16 protein-coding genes are annotated in these 16836 nt (G+C 61.1%); 9 read left to right on the forward strand and 7 right to left on the reverse strand.

What is annotated here, in order from left to right:
- Nucleotides 1-179: 179 nt before the first annotated feature.
- The 4 genes from QRN46_RS11510 to QRN46_RS11525 all read right to left on the reverse strand — a co-directional run bounded on the left by QRN46_RS11510 (nt 180) and on the right by QRN46_RS11525 (nt 4243).
- Complete coding sequence (locus tag QRN46_RS11510) at nt 180-1919, reverse strand: dipeptidase (protein WP_285354709.1); 1740 nt, start codon at nt 1917-1919, stop codon at nt 180-182.
- A gap of 196 nt (nt 1920-2115) precedes the next feature.
- Nucleotides 2116-2754: a LysE family translocator gene (locus QRN46_RS11515; RefSeq protein ID WP_285354711.1), complete on the reverse strand. Its 639-nt coding sequence runs from the start codon at nt 2752-2754 to the stop codon at nt 2116-2118.
- Between the two features lies 1 nt (nt 2755).
- Nucleotides 2756-3526, reverse strand: coding sequence for a 2OG-Fe(II) oxygenase (locus QRN46_RS11520; RefSeq protein ID WP_007952184.1), 771 nt, complete (start codon nt 3524-3526; stop codon nt 2756-2758).
- A 90-nt stretch (nt 3527-3616) separates the two neighbouring features.
- Nucleotides 3617-4243 (reverse strand): alanyl-tRNA editing protein, encoded by a 627-nt coding sequence (locus QRN46_RS11525; protein ID WP_285354715.1) that lies wholly within the window; start codon nt 4241-4243, stop codon nt 3617-3619.
- Nucleotides 4244-4333: 90 nt separating this feature from the next.
- Here QRN46_RS11525 and QRN46_RS11530 point away from each other — a divergent pair, with 90 nt between their 5' ends.
- On the forward strand, nt 4334-5329 hold the full coding sequence (locus QRN46_RS11530; RefSeq protein ID WP_011335458.1) for a LysR family transcriptional regulator: 996 nt from the start codon (nt 4334-4336) through the stop codon (nt 5327-5329).
- A gap of 58 nt (nt 5330-5387) precedes the next feature.
- On the opposite strand, the gene QRN46_RS11535 is transcribed toward QRN46_RS11530, so the two are convergent.
- Complete coding sequence (locus QRN46_RS11535) at nt 5388-5795, reverse strand: PA2817 family protein (protein WP_007950758.1); 408 nt, start codon at nt 5793-5795, stop codon at nt 5388-5390.
- Nucleotides 5796-5869: 74 nt separating this feature from the next.
- Nucleotides 5870-8317 (reverse strand): acyl-CoA dehydrogenase, encoded by a 2448-nt coding sequence (locus QRN46_RS11540; protein ID WP_285354718.1) that lies wholly within the window; start codon nt 8315-8317, stop codon nt 5870-5872.
- A gap of 248 nt (nt 8318-8565) precedes the next feature.
- On the opposite strand from QRN46_RS11540, the gene QRN46_RS11545 reads away from it, so the two are divergent.
- The 4 genes from QRN46_RS11545 to QRN46_RS11560 all read left to right on the forward strand — a co-directional run bounded on the left by QRN46_RS11545 (nt 8566) and on the right by QRN46_RS11560 (nt 11734).
- Nucleotides 8566-9225, forward strand: a complete 660-nt coding sequence (locus QRN46_RS11545; RefSeq protein WP_041475400.1) for a transglutaminase-like domain-containing protein — start codon at nt 8566-8568, stop codon at nt 9223-9225.
- A gap of 43 nt (nt 9226-9268) precedes the next feature.
- The gene (locus tag QRN46_RS11550; protein ID WP_041475399.1) at nt 9269-9892 is read left to right on the forward strand and encodes a glutathione S-transferase family protein; all 624 of its coding nucleotides are present in this window, start codon (nt 9269-9271) and stop codon (nt 9890-9892) included.
- Nucleotides 9893-10025: 133 nt separating this feature from the next.
- Nucleotides 10026-10958, forward strand: a complete 933-nt coding sequence (locus QRN46_RS11555; protein WP_011335454.1) for an ABC transporter ATP-binding protein — start codon at nt 10026-10028, stop codon at nt 10956-10958.
- Nucleotides 10955-11734, forward strand: coding sequence for an ABC transporter permease (locus tag QRN46_RS11560; protein ID WP_011335453.1), 780 nt, complete (start codon nt 10955-10957; stop codon nt 11732-11734). Before QRN46_RS11555 ends, QRN46_RS11560 begins: the two co-directional genes overlap by 4 nt.
- A gap of 54 nt (nt 11735-11788) precedes the next feature.
- Here QRN46_RS11560 and QRN46_RS11565 read toward each other — a convergent pair whose 3' ends face one another.
- Nucleotides 11789-12307 carry a DUF2062 domain-containing protein gene (locus tag QRN46_RS11565; RefSeq protein ID WP_011335452.1) on the reverse strand — a complete coding sequence of 173 codons (519 nt, stop codon included), beginning with the start codon at nt 12305-12307 and terminating at the stop codon, nt 11789-11791.
- Between the two features lie 136 nt (nt 12308-12443).
- Between QRN46_RS11565 and QRN46_RS11570 the strand changes: the two genes are divergently transcribed.
- From QRN46_RS11570 to lpxK, 4 genes are all read left to right on the forward strand, one after another.
- Entirely contained in the window at nt 12444-14687 is a 2244-nt protein-coding gene (locus QRN46_RS11570; RefSeq protein WP_285354725.1) for a DNA internalization-related competence protein ComEC/Rec2, read from the forward strand.
- A gap of 78 nt (nt 14688-14765) precedes the next feature.
- The gene (pocA, locus tag QRN46_RS11575; RefSeq protein WP_011335450.1) at nt 14766-15401 is read left to right on the forward strand and encodes a flagellar polar localization protein PocA; all 636 of its coding nucleotides are present in this window, start codon (nt 14766-14768) and stop codon (nt 15399-15401) included.
- On the forward strand, nt 15398-15826 hold the full coding sequence (gene pocB / locus QRN46_RS11580; RefSeq protein ID WP_007950767.1) for a flagellar polar localization protein PocB: 429 nt from the start codon (nt 15398-15400) through the stop codon (nt 15824-15826). Before pocA ends, pocB begins: the two co-directional genes overlap by 4 nt.
- On the forward strand, nt 15826-16836 hold the full coding sequence (gene lpxK, locus QRN46_RS11585; protein WP_285354730.1) for a tetraacyldisaccharide 4'-kinase: 1011 nt from the start codon (nt 15826-15828) through the stop codon (nt 16834-16836). The genes pocB and lpxK overlap by 1 nt, the downstream gene beginning before the upstream one ends.

The following is a 16836-nucleotide window of genomic DNA, read 5'->3' on the forward strand; positions in this document are numbered from 1 at the left end:
AGCACGACCTTGCCAAGGTCGGGGTCGCGAGTTCGAGTCTCGTTTCCCGCTCCAAATTCACAAAAACGCCGTTCAGTAATGAGCGGCGTTTTTGTTTGTGCATTTTTTGTCAGGCACTAGAAAAGGACCTCGCGGTCCTTTTTTTGTGGGCCCGCCAATCTGGCGGGCCCGACACGCGATCAGAGCTTCGGCAGCTGCCCGATGCGTCCCATCATTTCGGTGACGATCTGCAGGTCCAGCAGGAACTGGTCAACGGTCTTGAACTCGCCGTCGGTGTGACCGGTGTACTTGACCTCAGGTCGTGCCAGGCCGAACTGCACACCGTTGGGCAGTTCATGCACCGAGGTGGCGCCGGCCGAGGTACCGAATTCGTGTTTCATGCCGAGGTTTTCGGTGGCCACGGCCAGCAGCGCCTTGACCCACTCGCCTTCCGGGTTGCGATACATCGGTTCGGCAATCGAGTAGTCGAAGTTCACCGCGACATGGTTTTTCTTGCTCCAGGCCGCCAGTTTGTCGGCGATTTCGCTCTTGAGCACTTCCGGCGACTTGCCCTTCGGCACGCGCAGGTTGACCGCGAGTTTGAAGGTTTTGTCGTCCATGCCGACGTAGGTCAGGGAGGTGGTCAGCGGGCCCATGAAGTCATCGGCGAAACCGACGCCCAGCTTGCCGCCCTTGTAATCCAAGCCCCAGTTGTCGGCGGCGTAGTGCGCAGCGTCGGTGATGTGGTTGTGCTTGAAGGCGATCTTGCCGTCCACGCTATGGATGAAGTCGAGCATGCGGGCGACCGGGTTGACGCCGGACTCTGGCTCGGACGAGTGCGCGGAAACACCGGTGACGCTGAGTTTGACGTCTTTGCCATCGACCTTGGCGTTCACTTCGAAATCGCCGCCATTGCGCTTGGCGTATTCGGTGCCGGCCTTTTGCAGGCTGGCCGCCAGGTCGGCGGGTTTGTCGGTCACCAGCGTGACGACCGAAACCGAAGGGATCTGGTTGGTCGCCAGGCCACCGGTCATCGAGGTGATTTCCGCGCCTTTGCCCTCGGCGTTGCGCTTGGCGAACTTGGCCATGACGGTGCCGTAACCTTTTTCCGCGATCACTACGGGATAGCCGCCGTCCAGTGCCAGGTTGTACTCGGGCGTCGGGTTGCGTTCGAAGTAGTAGGGAATCGCGTCACCGGTGGTTTCTTCGGTGGTGTCCACCAGCAGTTTGAAATTGCGCGCCAGTGGCAGCTTCTCTTCCTTGATCACCTTCATGGCGTACAGCGTCACAACGATGCCGTTTTTATCGTCCTCGGTGCCGCGGCCGTACATGCGGTCGCCGATCAGCGTGACCTTGAACGGGTCGAGTTTGGTGCCGTCCTTCAGCACCCAGTTTTCCGGCGTTACCGGCACCACGTCGGCGTGAGCATGGATGCCGACGACGTCTTTGCCGTTGCCGTCGAGGGAGATTTCGTAAACGCGGTTGTCGATGTTGCGATACTTCAAGCCGAAAGACTCGGCCAGATCCTTGATCTTGCCGGCGATCTTGATGAATTCGGGATTGTTGTGCTGATCGACACCGTCCTTGCGGAAGGTTGGGATTTCCACCAGTTCACGCAGGGTTTCCAAAGCGGCTTTGCCGTACTTCACGCGAGTGTAGAGGCCGAGCAGGCGATGGATTTCGTTCTGCTGTTCGGCGGTCAGCGTCTTGTTGTCGAGGAAAGCGCTGATGGCTGGGCGCAGTTCGTCGGCCTTGCTCAGGTCGTTCTTGGCCAGATCACCGAGAAACGCTCTGAAGTCACTGACCTTTGCCTCATTGAATGTCTTGAGGATGGTCGCGCTCTGCTGCTCGGTAAGGTTCGCGTGGGCTGGCAGTGTCACGGACGAAAGGCTGGCCAGGATCAGCGTCGACGCGGCCAGTTGCTTGAGTGAAAAGTCCATTGCTATGGGCATTCCTTTGCAGGCAGTGAGTAGGAAGTGTCTGATCGATGCGTCAGACGGTTTCGCAAACTAACACCACCCGCAAGTGATAGGGGAGCCCCCGAAGTGGGATGCGTCGCACAGAAATGCAAAAGCGGCGCAGAATCGAAAAAAGCCCGTCCGGTCTGTCTGGATCGGGCTTCTCCGATCAACCTGCTTACATCGACAACACCAGGCGCCCGGCAAACAGGATCAGAATCACCCCCATGCTGCGCTCGAACCAGTGGCCCATGCGCATGAACAGCACGCGCACTTTGCTGCTGGAAAAGAACAGCGCGACGATCACGAACCACAACGCATTCACCCCGCACATCCACAACCCGTACAGCGCCTGAATTTGCAGCGGCGTGCTGGCGCTGATGATCGTGGTGAATATCGCCAGGAAAAACAGCGTGGCCTTGGGGTTGGTGGCGTTGGTCAGGAAACCGGTGGAGAACGCCTTGAACAGCGATTGCTCGACCAGCGGATCGTCGCTGGTTTTTTCGCCTTCCAGTGCCGTCTTGGGTTTGCTGCGGATCAGGCTGACGCCCAGGTAAAGAATGTAAGCGCCGCCGATCACTTTGGCGACGGTCAGCAGCCAGGGCGTGGTGTGCATCAAGGCACCGACGCCCAGCAGGGTGTACAGCACGTGCACGGAAATTCCCGCGCCGATACCCAATGCCGTGCAGATGCCGACCAGTCGGCCGAAGCGCACACTCTGGCGTATGGTCACGGCGAAGTCCGGTCCGGGAGCGACCACGGCCAGAAAGTGGATGGTGGCCAGCGCCAGAAACTCGCCTAGGTAATTCGATGTCATTTCAGCTCCAGAAAGTCAGGGGTGAAGCATTGCCGCGATAGCCGACAAAAAACGAAAGGCTCAAGCGCGGATCGGCCACGCCCGGTGTGACCGAGTGCATGCGACGCGAATTGAACATGATGAAATCCCCCGGTTCCGGGCGTACTTCGAGGGCGGGAGGGCCGAGCAGCGCCGGGTCGATGCCGTAGCTGTCGCCGCGCATTTCGTCGAAGCGGTCCGGGGAAATGTCGTCTTCCCACATCTGCAATGCGCCGCCTTCGGTTGGCATGTTGAGGTAGACGTTGCAGGCGAACTGCGCCTCTAGGCTGCGGGCCTGAAAACTCTCCGGGGCGTCCTTGGCGAAGATGTCGTGATGGGCGAGGAAGCACACCCCCGGTTTCACTACCCGGGACAGGCCGACGTACATCTTGCGACCGTAGAGGTTTTCCAGGTGGGCACCCGCCGGCCAGGATTCGTCGAGCATGCAACGCAGGGTGTCGACCGGTGACGAATAGGGCGCGCAGCGGTTGCGCAGTTCGGCGATGTTGCTGGTGGCGCGCTCGAAGTAGTCTTCGATCAGCAGCGGCTGGTTTTCCGCCTCGTAGAACGCCATGCCGATGCGACCGATGCTGGGCGCGTTGATGTAGCCCTCGAAGCCGGGCGCGAGGATCTTGTCGCCAATCTGGATCGCCTGCGCCTGGGGCAGAAAGCCCTTGACGCGGATGGCGAGGACTTCTTCGTTGGCCAGTTTTTTTATGCACGTCTCATCGAGACGCTCGACGTCAAGCATCATGGTTTCAGGTCCATCTATCGAATAGTCAACGGAACCGGCGAACGCGGTTCCCCCGGCGTCGGACGCTGCATCTGGCAGCGCCCGAAATCCTCAATCCACGCTGTAGTGGACGGACAACGTGCCTTTCTTCTGCGAAAGGGACGCGATCGTGACTGTGCCCAGATCCTTCAGGCTGCGTACATGGGTGCCACCGCAGCCATAGGCTGGCAGTTCACCGAAACCGATTTCCCGTGCGCCTTCGCGCAGGGACGTCAGGCGTGGCAGATCGTGTTCGATCCATTGCCCGATGCCGTATTGAACGACTTGTGCATCGACTTCCTGAGCCGAATCTCCGGGCTTGAATTGCACCCGGCCCTCGTCCGGCCAGTGATGGGCCTTGATCGGCATCCAGCCCATGGCCTGGACAAAGTGGCCGATCAAATGCCCGGCAGAGTGCATGCGGGTGTTGAAGCGGCGGCGTGCTTCGTCGACGCGAATCTGGGTCATGCCCAGTGGCACCGGTTGATCGACGAAATGAATGATCCGGTCCGGTTCCTGAACGACGCGCAGAACCTGGCTGTCGCCAATCCAGCCGGTATCACAGGGTTGGCCACCGCCCTGGGGATGAAAAAGTGTGGCGCGCAACACAACGGCGAATTCGTTCTCTTGGGGCGTGCAGTCGAGGACTTCCACATTGGCCTTGAGGTCATCACTATGGAAAAAGAGGCGAAGCGTCATATTCCATGCCCTTATTAAAGTTTCTTTTTTAATTATATGAATCGTGCAATAACGTGATAATCCGTTCAAACATCAAAGGACTGTTGCGCTGTGAGCATAAATCTTCCACTGCCGCTGCTCGGTGAAATGGCGATTTTCGTCAAGGTCGTAGAGACCGGAAGCTTCTCCGAAGCCGCTCGCCAATTGGGCTCATCGCCATCGGCAGTCAGCCGCAGCATTTCCCGGCTGGAGAAGGCGCTGGCCACGCGGCTGCTGCAACGCACCACGCGCAAACTGCGCTTGAGCGATGGCGGGGAAGAGGTGTTCAAACGCTGTCAGGAAATGGTCAGCGCGGCGAAGTCGGTGATGGAGATCAGCGGCCAGTTCACCCACGAAGCCGAGGGGCTGGTGCGGGTCAGCGTGCCGAAAGCGGTTGGGCGCTTCGTGATTCATCCGCACATGCCGGAGTTTCTGCGGCGCTATCCGAAGGTCGACGTGGAGCTGTTGCTGGAGGACCGCCAGGTCGATCTTATCGACGACCATGTCGACCTGGCCATTCGCATCACGGACCGTCCACCGGCTGGACTGGTGGGACGACAACTGTTGACCATCGACCATTTGCTCTGCGCGACGCCGCAGTATCTGGCCGAACACGGGACGCCGACTCATCCCCATGACTTGCTTAACCACAGTTGCATTTACCTGGGCGAAACCCCGAGCGATGCGCGCTGGAAATTCAAGAAAGGCACGAAAGCCGTCACTGTCGGCGTGCGCGGGCGGTATGCCGCCAATCACACCGGCGTGCGTCTGGGTGCGGTGTTGCAGCACATCGGTATCGGCAGCCTGCCGTATTTCACCGCGCGTTATGCGCTTGAGCAGGGGCTGATCGTGCAGGTGCTGCCGGAATGGACATTCCTGGCCTCGTACCACGGCGGATTGTGGTTGCTGCACTCGCCGACGCGCTATCTGCCGCCGAAGCTGCGGGTGTTCATTGACTATCTGGTGGAGTGCCTGGAGAAAGAGCCGACCCTGAGCAAACCGGGAAAGTCTGGCGGTGCAAAACCGTTGGCCGAGTACGAATTGCCCGAGAGTGAAGGGTTGCTTTGACCTGATAAAAAAAGGCCCGCATGGATCACCGTGCGGGCCTTTTTTTATCGGGCGAAAATCAGTGCTTGCTGTCCTGGGCGGACATCGCCAGCAGCTGTTTTTCCTGGTTCCAGTCGAACGGCTCGTCGTTCTGTTCGGCTTCGTAGCGGCGTTCTTCCAGCGCCTGATACATGTCGATTTCTTCGTCGGACAGGTAATGCAGGCAGTCGCCGGCGAAGAACCACAGCAGATCCCGCGGGATCAGGTGGGCAATTTGCGGGTAACGGGTAATCACTTGAGTCAGGATGTCCTGGCCCAGGTATTGGCTTTCGATCGGCTCGATCGGCAGGGATGCCAGCAGTTCGTCGAAACGCTCCAGGAACAGGGCATGGCTTTCTTCGGGAACCTGATCGGCCTCACCTACGGCGACCAGGATACTGCGCAGGTGGTCGAGCAAAACCAGATGATCGGCAACGACGTTGGACACGAGATAAGTCCTCAAGAGCAAAACGGGCGCGGGAGTATAAAGCCCCTGCGCCCGTTTTTCACTGATTGAAGGGATCAGCGGATTTTGCCGTCCGCCGGTTTCAGTTGCTCCTTGTCGAAATCATCGACATCGATCACCTTGCGCCGCGCCGCTTCGGCATCACGCAGGGTCTGGGCTTCCACGGCCTGCAACACCCCGGCCTCCAGTGCGGCATCGATGGCGTGTTCGCCGGCAACCGGTTTGACCTGACCGCTCTTGAGCGACGTGTGCAGCTTTTTGTGCAGCGGTTGCGCAGCGTTCAACTGATCGCAGGCGTGTTGCAGAGCACCGACCGCATCGTCGGCCGATTGCGGGCGATAGCAGCCGGCAAGCAGTTCTTCCAGCGCCGGATCGCCCTTGGCCCGGCCGATGACCGCAGCCACTTCGGCGCCGAGTCTGTCCGACGGGCCTTTGTGACGGCGACCGAACGGGAACACGATCACGCGCAGCAGGCAGCCAAAGACTCGGTTCGGGAAGTTGGTCAGCAGTTCATCCAGCGCTTTTTCCGACTGGCCGAGGCTTTCTTCCATGGCCCATCGGAACAGCGGTTCCATGTACGCCGGGGAATCGAGGTCGTGGTAACGCTTGAGCGCCGCCGAGGCCAGATACAGGTTGCTCAGCACATCACCTAGACGCGCCGACAAACGCTCGCGCCGTTTCAGCTCGCCACCCAGCAGCATCATGCTCAGGTCGGCGAGCATGGCAAACGCGGCAGCCTGACGGTTGAGAGCGCGGAAGTAACCTTGGCTGAGCTTGTCTCCCGGTGCATGTTCGAAATGACCGAAGCCGAGGTTCAGCATCAGCGTGCTGGCGGCGTTGCTCACGGCAAATCCGATGTGCTTGAGCAGCAGGCCATCGAATTCCTTGAGCGCCTGGTCCTTGTCCTCGCGTCCGGCGAGGGCCATTTCCTTGAGCACGAACGGATGGCAGCGGATGGCGCCCTGGCCGAAGATCATCAGGTTGCGCGAAAGAATGTTCGCGCCTTCCACGGTGATGAAGATCGGCGCGCCGTTCCAGCTGCGGCCCAGGTAGTTGTTCGGGCCCATGATGATCGCCTTGCCGCCGTGCACGTCCATGGCGTGGCTGATGCACTCGCGACCGCGTTCGGTGAGGTGATATTTGAGGATCGCCGACAGCACAGAAGGTTTCTCGCCCAGATCCACCGCATTGGCAGTCAGCATCCGTGCGGCGTCCATCATCCAGGCGTTGCCGCCGATCCGCGCCATGGCTTCCTGAATGCCTTCGAACGCTGACAGTGGCACGTTGAACTGCTCGCGAATCTGCGCGTATTGCCCGGTCACCAGACTGGTGAACTTGGCCGCGCCGGTACCCACTGCCGGCAGCGAGATCGAACGCCCGACCGACAGGCAGTTCATCAGCATCATCCAGCCTTTGCCGAGCATGTCCTGGCCGCCGATGAGGTAGTCCAGCGGGATGAACACGTCCTTGCCGGAGTTGGGGCCGTTCATGAACGCGGCGCCCAGCGGCAGGTGGCGGCGACCGATTTCCACGCCGGGAGTATCGGTCGGGATCAGCGCGAGGCTGATGCCGAGGTCTTCTTTGTCGCCGAGCAGGTGATCCGGGTCATAGGCCTTGAAGGCCAGGCCGAGCAAGGTCGCGACCGGGCCGAGGGTGATGTAGCGTTTTTCCCAGTTCAGGCGCAGGCCGAGGGTTTCCTGGCCTTCCCATACGCCTTTGCAGATGATCCCGGTGTCGGGCATGGCGCCCGCGTCTGAACCGGCGAGCGGGCCGGTCAGCGCAAAGCACGGAATATCGTCGCCCCGGGCCAGCCGTGGCAGGTAATGATTGCGTTGTTCGTCGGTGCCGTAATGCAGCAGCAGTTCGGCCGGGCCGAGGGAGTTGGGCACCATCACGGTGGAGGCGAGGTCGCCGCTGCGGGTCGCCAGTTTCATCGCCACCTGGGAGTGGGCGTAGGCGGAAAAACCCTTGCCGCCGAACTCCTTGGGAATGATCAGGGCGAAGAAACCGTGTTCCTTGATGTGGGTCCAGGCTTCGGCCGGCAAGTCCATCGACTGGCCGATCTGCCAGTCGGTGACCATCGCGCAGAGTTCTTCGGTCGGGCCGTCGATGAACGCCTGTTCCTCTTCGCTCAGTTGCACCTTGGGATAGGACAGCAGCTTGTCCCAGTCCGGGCGGCCGCTGAACAGTTCGCCGTCCCACCACACCGTGCCGGCGTCGATCGCGTCGCGTTCGGTCTGCGACATCGGTGGCAGGGTTTTCTGGAACCAGCTGAACAGCGGCGCGGTAAAGTGTTTGCGGCGCAGGTCAGGCAACAGCAGCGGGACGGCCACCAGGGCCAGCACGACCCAGAAAATCAGCAGCAACCAGCCCGGTGCGTGGCTGAAAATCCCCATCGCCAACAGGTAAGCGGCGACGATACCCAGTGCCGGCAGCGGGGCGATGCGCCGGTGGGCCAGATACGCCACGCCGACGATCAGAACCAGTATCCACAACAACAGCATATTTAATCCTCCGTGAACCAGGGCGAACCGACCCTCCAGAGCTTAGACGGCATCTGCAAAACGGGGCGGTCAGAGCAAGGTGATTGAAATCGTGGGAAACCCCGGATGTCTTTTGTAGGTTCGGTGGGCAACACGCGTGGGAAATCGTTCGCAGCTTCCGCGTCTTTACGTGCATGTTTGGCCGAAACGTCGTTATCTCTGTGCTGAACCTCTCGCTAGACTCGGGGCTCAATCAGGAGAATGTCGTCATGCACGAGTATCTGAGCCCCGGCCGCTTCATCGATAGTGACCACCCCTCGGTGGTGGAGTTCGCCGAGCAGCACCGTGGTGCCAGTCGCGATCCGCTCGCGCAGGCGATCAGTCTTTATTACGCGGTGCGCGAGGCGGTGCGTTACAACATGTACACCTTCAGCCGCGACCCGCAGACCTTGCGCGGCAGCTACGCGCTGGCGGCGGGTGAGAGTTATTGCGTGCCCAAGGCCACGTTGCTCGCCGGTTGCGCGCGCCATTGCGGGATCCCCGCGCGCATCGGCCTGGCGGATGTGAAAAATCATCTGTCGACGCCGCGTCTGCTTGAACTGCTGAGAAGCGAAGTGTTCGCCATGCATGGTTATACCGAGCTTTTTCTCAATGATCGCTGGGTCAAAGCCACACCCGCGTTCAACCAGAAGCTCTGCGAAATGTTCAACGTTGCACCGCTGGAATTCGACGGCATGAACGACAGCGTTTTCCACCCGTACAACAGCGATGGCGCGCTGCTGATGGAGTACCTCGTCGATCACGGCCAGTTCGCTGATGTACCGGAATCTTTTTTCTTCGAGCATCTGCAGAAATGTTATCCGCACCTGTTCAACGATCAGCAGACGCCCCTGTCCAGTGACATGCGTGGTGATGTCGGCCGCTTCTGATCCGGCGTATGCTGCCTGCCCATTTACTGGAAAAGAGGCGGACATGCTGAAGATCTGGGGTCGCAAGAATTCGTCGAATGTCAGAAAACCGTTGTGGGCGGCCGAAGAGCTCGGGCTGGCCTACGAGGCCATCGATGCCGGTGGCGCGTTTGGTGTGGTCGACACGCCGGAGTATCGGGCGATGAACCCGAACGGGCGGGTGCCGGTGATTCAGGACGACGGTTTCGTGTTGTGGGAATCGAATGCCATCGTGCGTTACCTGCTGGCAAAACATGCGGCCGATACCTCGTGGTACCCGGCGGATCCGCAGACCCGCGCCACCGCCGACAAGTGGATGGACTGGACGACTTCCAGTTTCGCAGGGCCGTTTCGCACGGTGTTCTGGGGCGTTTTGCGTACCCCGGCAGACAAGCAGGACTGGCCGGCAATCCATGCGGCGATCAAGGAGTGCGACAGCTTGCTGGCGATGGCCGATCAGGCGCTGAAGCACCAGCCTTATCTGTCCGGGAGTGAAATCGGCATGGGCGATATCCCGCTCGGCAGTTTCATTTATGCCTGGTTCGAGATGCCGATCGAACGCGCGCCACAGCCCAATCTCGAAGCCTGGTACGCGCGGTTGAAGCAGCGTCCGGCGTATCAGAAAGCCGTCATGACCGCGTTGACTTAATACCTACTATCGACACACTTGACTGTACTTGTGCGGCGACGGCAAGCACCATTGCGCTCGAGCGCTGCGGTTGTCTTCCTCGCCGCCGGCTTTTTATCAGTCCTTTTTTCCTTACTGGGTGCGTAAATCCGATATGAGTTCCGCTCTGTCCATCCGGCAGCTAACCAAAACCTACGGCAACGGGTTCCAGGCCTTGAGTGGTATCGATCTGGACGTCGCCGAAGGTGACTTCTTCGCATTGCTCGGCCCCAACGGCGCCGGCAAATCCACGACCATCGGCATTCTCTCGACCCTGGTCAACAAGACCAGCGGCACCGTGAACATCTTCGGCCACGACCTGGACAAGAACCCGGCGGCGCTCAAGCGCTCCATCGGCGTGGTGCCCCAGGAGTTCAACTTCAACCAGTTCGAAAAGACTTTCGACATCGTCGTGACCCAGGCCGGTTACTACGGCATTCCGGCAAGGATCGCCAAGGAGCGCGCCGAGCAATACCTGACCCAGCTCGGCCTGTGGGACAAGCGCGATGTGCCGTCACGTTCGCTGTCCGGCGGCATGAAGCGTCGCTTGATGATCGCGCGGGCGCTGGTGCATGAACCGCGTCTGCTGATCCTCGACGAGCCGACTGCCGGCGTCGACATCGAACTGCGTCGCTCGATGTGGACGTTCCTCACCGAACTGAACCAGAAAGGCATCACCATCATCCTCACCACGCACTATCTGGAAGAGGCTGAGCAGTTGTGCCGCAACATCGGCATCATCGACCACGGCACCATTGTCGAGAACACCAGCATGCGTCAGCTGCTCGGTCAGTTGCATGTGGAGACCTTCCTGCTGGACCTGAAGAACGACCTGAGCGCCGCGCCGCAACTGGCGGGTTATCCAGCGCGTCTGCTGGACGGCCACACCCTGGAAGTCCAGGTCGACAAGTCCGTGGGCATTACCGCGCTGTTCGGCCAACTGGCCCTGCAGAATATCGAAGTGCTGAGCCTGCGCAATAAAACCAATCGCCTCGAGGAGCTGTTCGTGTCCCTGGTGGAGAAAAATCTGTCGAAGGTGGCGGTATGAGTTCCGAGCTGCGCCCCAACCTCGTTGCCCTCAACACCATCGTTTACCGCGAAGTCAGACGCTTCACCCGGATCTGGCCGCAGACCCTGCTGCCGCCGGCGATCACCATGGTTTTGTACTTCGTGATCTTCGGTAACCTGATCGGCCGGCAGATCGGCGACATGGGTGGCTTCACCTACATGGAGTACATCGTGCCGGGTCTGATCATGATGTCGGTGATCACCAACTCCTACGGCAACGTGGTGTCGAGCTTCTTCGGCAGCAAGTTCCAGCGCTCCATCGAAGAACTGATGGTGTCGCCGGTGTCGCCGCACACGATCCTGATCGGTTACACGATCGGTGGCGTCTTGCGAGGCCTGATGGTGGGTGTGATCGTGACGATTCTGTCGTTGTTCTTCACCCATTTGCAGGTACACCACCTCGGTGTCACGGTGCTGGTGGTGGTGCTGACGGCAACGATCTTCTCATTGCTGGGTTTCATCAACGCGGTGTTTGCGCGCAACTTCGATGACATCTCGATCATCCCGACCTTCGTGCTGACCCCGCTGACCTACCTCGGTGGCGTGTTCTATTCGATCACCTTGCTGCCGCCGTTCTGGCAGACCGTGTCGCTGGCCAACCCGGTGCTGCATATGGTCAACGCCTTCCGTTACGGCATCCTCGGTGTGTCGGACATTCGCATCGGTATCGCGATCACCTTCATGCTGGTGGCGACCGTGGTGCTGTATTTCGGTTGTGCGCGGCTGCTGGTGAGCGGGCGCGGAATGCGCACCTGATCCCTTCGATGTTGCAATGAAAAACGGCCTCCCACAGTGGAGGCCGTTTTGCGTTCAGGACTGACGACTTTTCTTGCGCCGCGCCCATTGCCGGGCCACCCACCAGCGCCAGTACATCATCACCAGACAGTAGGCGAGGGCGCCCAGTGCCAGCCCGACCACCACCGAACCCAGCAGGAACGGTTGCCACACGGTCGAGAGCTCGCCGCTGATCCATTCCCAGGTCAATTCGTCTGGGAGCGTGCGGGCGGGCACATCCATCAGCCAGGCCCCGGCCTGATACGTGCAGAAGAACACCGCCGGCATGGTGATCGGATTGGTCAGCCAGACCAGACTGACGGCAATCGGCATGTTGCCGCGCACCATGATCGCGAGGACGGCGGCCACCAGCATTTGCGCGGGAATCGGCAGGAACGCGGCGAACAGGCCAACGGCCATGGCGCGGGCCACCGAGTGACGGTTGAGGTGCCAGAGGTTCGGGTCATGCAGCAACGTACCGAGAAAGCGTAAGGATTTGTGTTCCCTGATGCTCGTCGGGTCGGGCATGTAACGTTTGAATAAGCGCCGGGGCATAAGGCTTCTCGGTCGGTTAAGGCGGCAAGTATGTCTGGATTCTACGAACCGCCCATTCAGACTTTGTGACAATTGATAACGACGCCCTTGCCCCGCAACCGCTATGCCTGAGGGTGGGACTCTCAAGGACGGGCTTATGCGCACAGGGATGATGGCGCTGGCGGTCGGTCTGCTGGCTCCGGTTTTTTTACCGGCCTTGCCGCCGGTCGGGTTATTGCTGCTGTTGCCGTGGGTGGCGCTGATGCTGCTGCCGTTTCGCAGCTATCCACTGGCTTTTTTACTGCTTGGATTCACATGGGCGAGTTTCAACGCGCAGTTGGCGTTGAATGATCGACTGCCTTCCCGGCTGGATGGAGAAACACGCTGGGTGGAAGGACGGGTCGTCGGCTTGCCGCAGAATGCCGAGGGCGTCGTGCGCTTCGAACTGGCCGATGCGCGCTCGCGTCACGAGAAACTGCCGTCGCTGATGCGTCTGGCGTGGTACGCCGGGCCTGAGATCAAAAGTGGCGAACGCTGGCGACTGGCGGTCAAGCTCAAGCGTCCCGGCGGCCTGCTCAATCCGGATGCGTTCGATTACGAAGCCTGGCTGCTGGCGCAGCGCATCGGTGCCACCGGGACGGTGAAAGATGGCCAGCGTCTGGCGCCGGCGCAGTGGGCCTGGCGCGACAGTATTCGCCAGCGCCTGCTTGCGGTGGATGCCCAGGGACGTAACGGCGCCCTGGCTGCGTTGGTCCTCGGTGATGGTTCGGGTCTCGGCCGCGAAGACTGGCAGATATTGCAGGACACCGGCACCGTGCATCTGCTGGTGATTTCCGGTCAGCACATCGGGCTGTTGGCTGCGTTGATGTATGCGCTGGTCGTCGGGCTGGCGCGGGTCGGGATCTGGCCGTTGCGTTGGCCCTGGCTGCCCTGGGCGTGTGGTCTGGCGTTCGCGGCGGCGCTGGGTTACGGACTGCTGGCCGGGTTCGACGTGCCGGTACGGCGAGCCTGCGTGATGGTTGCGCTGGTGCTGTTGTGGCGTTTGCGCTTCCGCCACCTCGGTGCATGGTGGCCATTGCTGTTGGCGTTCGACGGCGTGTTGCTGATGGATCCGCTGGCCAGCCTGCGCCCGGGGTTGTGGCTGTCGTTCGTGGCGGTGGCTGTGTTGATCTTCACCTTCGGCGGCCGTCTGGGGCCGTGGCGCTGGTGGCAGACCTGGACGCGCGCGCAGTGGCTGATCGCGATTGGTTTGTGCCCGGTGCTGCTGGCGCTGAGCCTGCCGATCAGTCTCAGCGGGCCGCTGGCCAATCTGCTGGCGGTGCCATGCGTCAGTTTTGCGGTGCTGCCGCCAGCGTTGCTGGGCACATTGCTGCTGCCGATCCCTTATGTCGGGGAAGGGCTGCTGTGGCTGGCGGGCGGACTGATCGATGGATTGTTCCGGGCGCTGGCCCTGATTGCCGGACGCTGGCCGGCGTGGGTTGCAGAATCGATGCCGGGCTGGATCGTGGCGCTGGGTTGCATCGGTGCAGTGCTGTTATTGCTGCCCCGGGGCGTTCCTTTGCGCCCGCTGGGCTGGCCGTTGCTGCTGGTGCTGGCATTTCCGCCCCGGGAGCGACTGGCCGAAGGCGTGGCGGATGTCTGGCAGCTTGATGTTGGCCAAGGGCTGGCGATTCTGATCCGCACGCGCCATCACGCCTTGCTGTACGACAGCGGCCCGCGCTTCGGCGATTTCGATGTCGGCGAGCGGGTGGTGTTGCCAGCCCTGCACAAGTTGGGCGTCGAGCGACTCGACCTGATGCTGCTCAGCCATGCCGATGCCGATCACGCGGGTGGCGCACTCGCCGTAGCGAAAGGATTGCCGGTCAGTCGGGTCATCAGCGGCGATCCGTCGGGGCTAGCCGAAGCGCTGAACGCCGAGGCTTGTGAAAGTGGTCGGCAATGGCAGTGGGACGGCGTGGCCTTTCATCTATGGCAGTGGACCGACGCCCATGACAGCAACCAGCGTTCCTGCGTGTTGCAGATCGAAGCCAATGGCGAACGGTTGCTGCTGAGCGGTGACATCGACAGCGCCGCCGAACGGGACCTGCTCAACAGCGCACTGGCAGTTCATACCCAATGGCTACAAGCCCCCCACCATGGCAGCCGCAGTTCTTCGTCGATGGCCTTGCTCAAGGCTTTGCAGCCACAGGCCGTGCTGATTTCCCGAGGGCAGGGCAATTCGTTCGGCCACCCGCACCCGACGGTCATCGCCCGCTACCGCAAACAGGGCATACAAATCCATGACAGCGCCGAGCAGGGTGCCATTCATCTGCAACTGGGGCGGTTTCAGCCGGCCCGGTCGATGCGTCAACAACGCCGGTTCTGGCGCGACCCGCCGTTGCCGGGGGCGGAGTACCGTTGAGCACGGTCGTCGGGGCGACGAGTCTTTATCGCGAACCGGTATGGTAAAGTGGCGCACTTTTTCGAGGGGGCTGTCACTGTGTGGGAATTGGTCAAATCCGGCGGCTGGATGATGTTGCCGATCATTCTGAGTTCCATCGCCGCCATGGCGATCGTCGCCGAGCGCCTGTGGACCCTGCGCGCCAGTCGCGTCACCCCGGAGCATCTGCTGGGTCAGGTCTGGGTCTGGATCAAGGACAAGCAGCTCAACAAGGAAAAACTCAAGGAATTGCGCGCCAACTCGCCGCTGGGTGAAATCCTCGCCGCGGGCCTCGCCAACTCCAAGCATGGTCGAGAGATCATGAAAGAGTGCATTGAAGAAGCCGCCGCCCGGGTCATCCACGAGCTGGAACGCTACGTCAACGCGCTGGGCACCATCGCTGCCATGTCGCCGCTGCTGGGTCTGCTGGGTACGGTGCTGGGCATGATCGACATCTTCAGTGCCTTCACCGGCGCCGGCATGACCACCAACGCTTCGGTCCTGGCCGGCGGTATTTCCAAGGCCCTGATCACCACCGCAGCGGGCCTGATGGTCGGTATTCCGGCGGTGTTCTTCCACCGTTTCCTGCAACGCCGCATCGATGAACTGGTGGTGGGCATGGAACAGGAAGCGATCAAACTGGTGGAAGTGGTGCAGGGCGACCGTGACGTCGATCTGGCCGGGGGCAAAGCGTGAAATTCCGTCGCAAGCCCCGGGAAACCATCGACATCAACCTCGCGTCGCTGATTGACGTGGTGTTCATCCTGTTGCTGTTTTTCGTCGTGACCACCACCTTCACCCGCGAAACCCAGTTGCGCGTCGATCTGCCGGAAGCGGTCAGCGGTTCGCCGGCCGAGGATCAGCAGGTCAAGCAACTGGACGTGGCCATCAGCGCCGAAGGCGTGTTCTCGGTGAACAACAAGATTCTGCCGAAGAACGATCTGGCGACCCTGATGGAAGCCATGCAGAAAGAAGCCAACGGCGACACCAACATGCCGTTGTCAATCAGTGCTGACGGCAAGACTCAGCACCAATCCGTGATCACCGCCATGGACGCGGCCGGCAAGCTCGGTTTCAGCCATCTGCGCATGACCACGGTCGAGGCGGCGCCCAAATCCTGATGGCCATGTCCGATCGTCTGCTCGCCGCGTGGTACCAAGGGCACCCGGCCCTGACGCTGTTGCGGCCGCTGGAGTGGCTGTACCGCCGCGTCGTGGCCGGCAAGCGTCAGCGTTTTCTCGACGGCGAAGGTGAGATCTATCAGTCACCGGTGCCGGTGATCGTGGTTGGCAATATCACCGTTGGCGGCACCGGCAAGACGCCGATGATCCTGTGGTTGATCGAGCACTGCCGACGCCACGGGCTGCGGGTCGGTGTGGTCAGTCGTGGTTACGGCGCCAAACCGGCGCAACTGCCATGGCGAGTCCAAGCCGATCAGACTGCCGACATCGCCGGCGACGAACCACTGCTGATCGTGCAGCGCACCGGCGTACCGCTGATGATCGACCCCGATCGCAGCGCCGCCGTCAGAGCCCTGCTGGACAGCGAGCCGCTGGACCTGATCCTGTCCGATGACGGCATGCAGCATTACCGCCTCGCGCGGGATCTGGAACTGGTGCTGATCGACGCCGCCCGAGGGCTTGGCAACCGGCGCTGTCTGCCCGCCGGCCCCCTGCGCGAACCGGCAGAGCGCCTGCAAAGCGTTGACGGTGTGCTGTTCAACGGCGCCCTTGAGGACCGCGACGGCGGATTCGCTTTCCGCCTCAAGCCGTCGGCGCTGGTCAATCTGCGCAGCGGCGAACGCCGGCCGCTCGATCATTTTCCGCCCGGTCAGGCCGTGCACGCGGTAGCCGGGATCGGCAATCCGCAACGTTTCTTCAATACCCTCGAAGCGCTAGACTGGCGGCCTGTGCCCCACGCGTTTGCCGACCACGCCGAATACAGCGTGCAGGCCTTGAGTTTCACGCCGTCATTGCCAGTGGTGATGACTGAGAAGGACGCGGTGAAGTGCCGTGCCTTCGCCGCCGACGACTGGTGGTATCTGACGGTCGATGCCGTGCCGTCGCCGGCCTTCGTGGCCTGGTTCGACACGCAGTTGATGCGCCTGTTGCCGGATCGTCTTTTGCCTTAA

The sequence above is a fragment of the Pseudomonas sp. lyk4-R2A-10 genome, from assembly GCF_030209075.1.
In the GTDB taxonomy this organism is placed as follows: Bacteria; Pseudomonadota; Gammaproteobacteria; order Pseudomonadales; family Pseudomonadaceae; genus Aquipseudomonas; species Aquipseudomonas glycinae.

Excerpts from the sequence above, each read along its gene's own strand:
- QRN46_RS11510 (WP_285354709.1), bottom strand. The coding sequence starts at position 1,919 with ATGGACTTTTCACTCAAGCAACTGGCCGCGTCGACGCTGATCCTGGCC.
- QRN46_RS11550 (WP_041475399.1), top strand. The coding sequence starts at position 9,269 with ATGCTGAAGATCTGGGGTCGCAAGAATTCGTCGAATGTCAGAAAACCG.
- QRN46_RS11520 (WP_007952184.1), bottom strand. The coding sequence starts at position 3,526 with ATGATGCTTGACGTCGAGCGTCTCGATGAGACGTGCATAAAAAAACTG.
- lpxK (WP_285354730.1), top strand. The coding sequence starts at position 15,826 with ATGGCCATGTCCGATCGTCTGCTCGCCGCGTGGTACCAAGGGCACCCG.
- QRN46_RS11570 (WP_285354725.1), top strand. The coding sequence starts at position 12,444 with ATGCGCACAGGGATGATGGCGCTGGCGGTCGGTCTGCTGGCTCCGGTT.
- QRN46_RS11515 (WP_285354711.1), bottom strand. The coding sequence starts at position 2,754 with ATGACATCGAATTACCTAGGCGAGTTTCTGGCGCTGGCCACCATCCAC.
- QRN46_RS11560 (WP_011335453.1), top strand. The coding sequence starts at position 10,955 with ATGAGTTCCGAGCTGCGCCCCAACCTCGTTGCCCTCAACACCATCGTT.
- QRN46_RS11555 (WP_011335454.1), top strand. The coding sequence starts at position 10,026 with ATGAGTTCCGCTCTGTCCATCCGGCAGCTAACCAAAACCTACGGCAAC.
- QRN46_RS11525 (WP_285354715.1), bottom strand. The coding sequence starts at position 4,243 with ATGACGCTTCGCCTCTTTTTCCATAGTGATGACCTCAAGGCCAATGTG.
- QRN46_RS11545 (WP_041475400.1), top strand. The coding sequence starts at position 8,566 with ATGCACGAGTATCTGAGCCCCGGCCGCTTCATCGATAGTGACCACCCC.
- QRN46_RS11540 (WP_285354718.1), bottom strand. The coding sequence starts at position 8,317 with ATGCTGTTGTTGTGGATACTGGTTCTGATCGTCGGCGTGGCGTATCTG.
- QRN46_RS11565 (WP_011335452.1), bottom strand. The coding sequence starts at position 12,307 with ATGCCCCGGCGCTTATTCAAACGTTACATGCCCGACCCGACGAGCATC.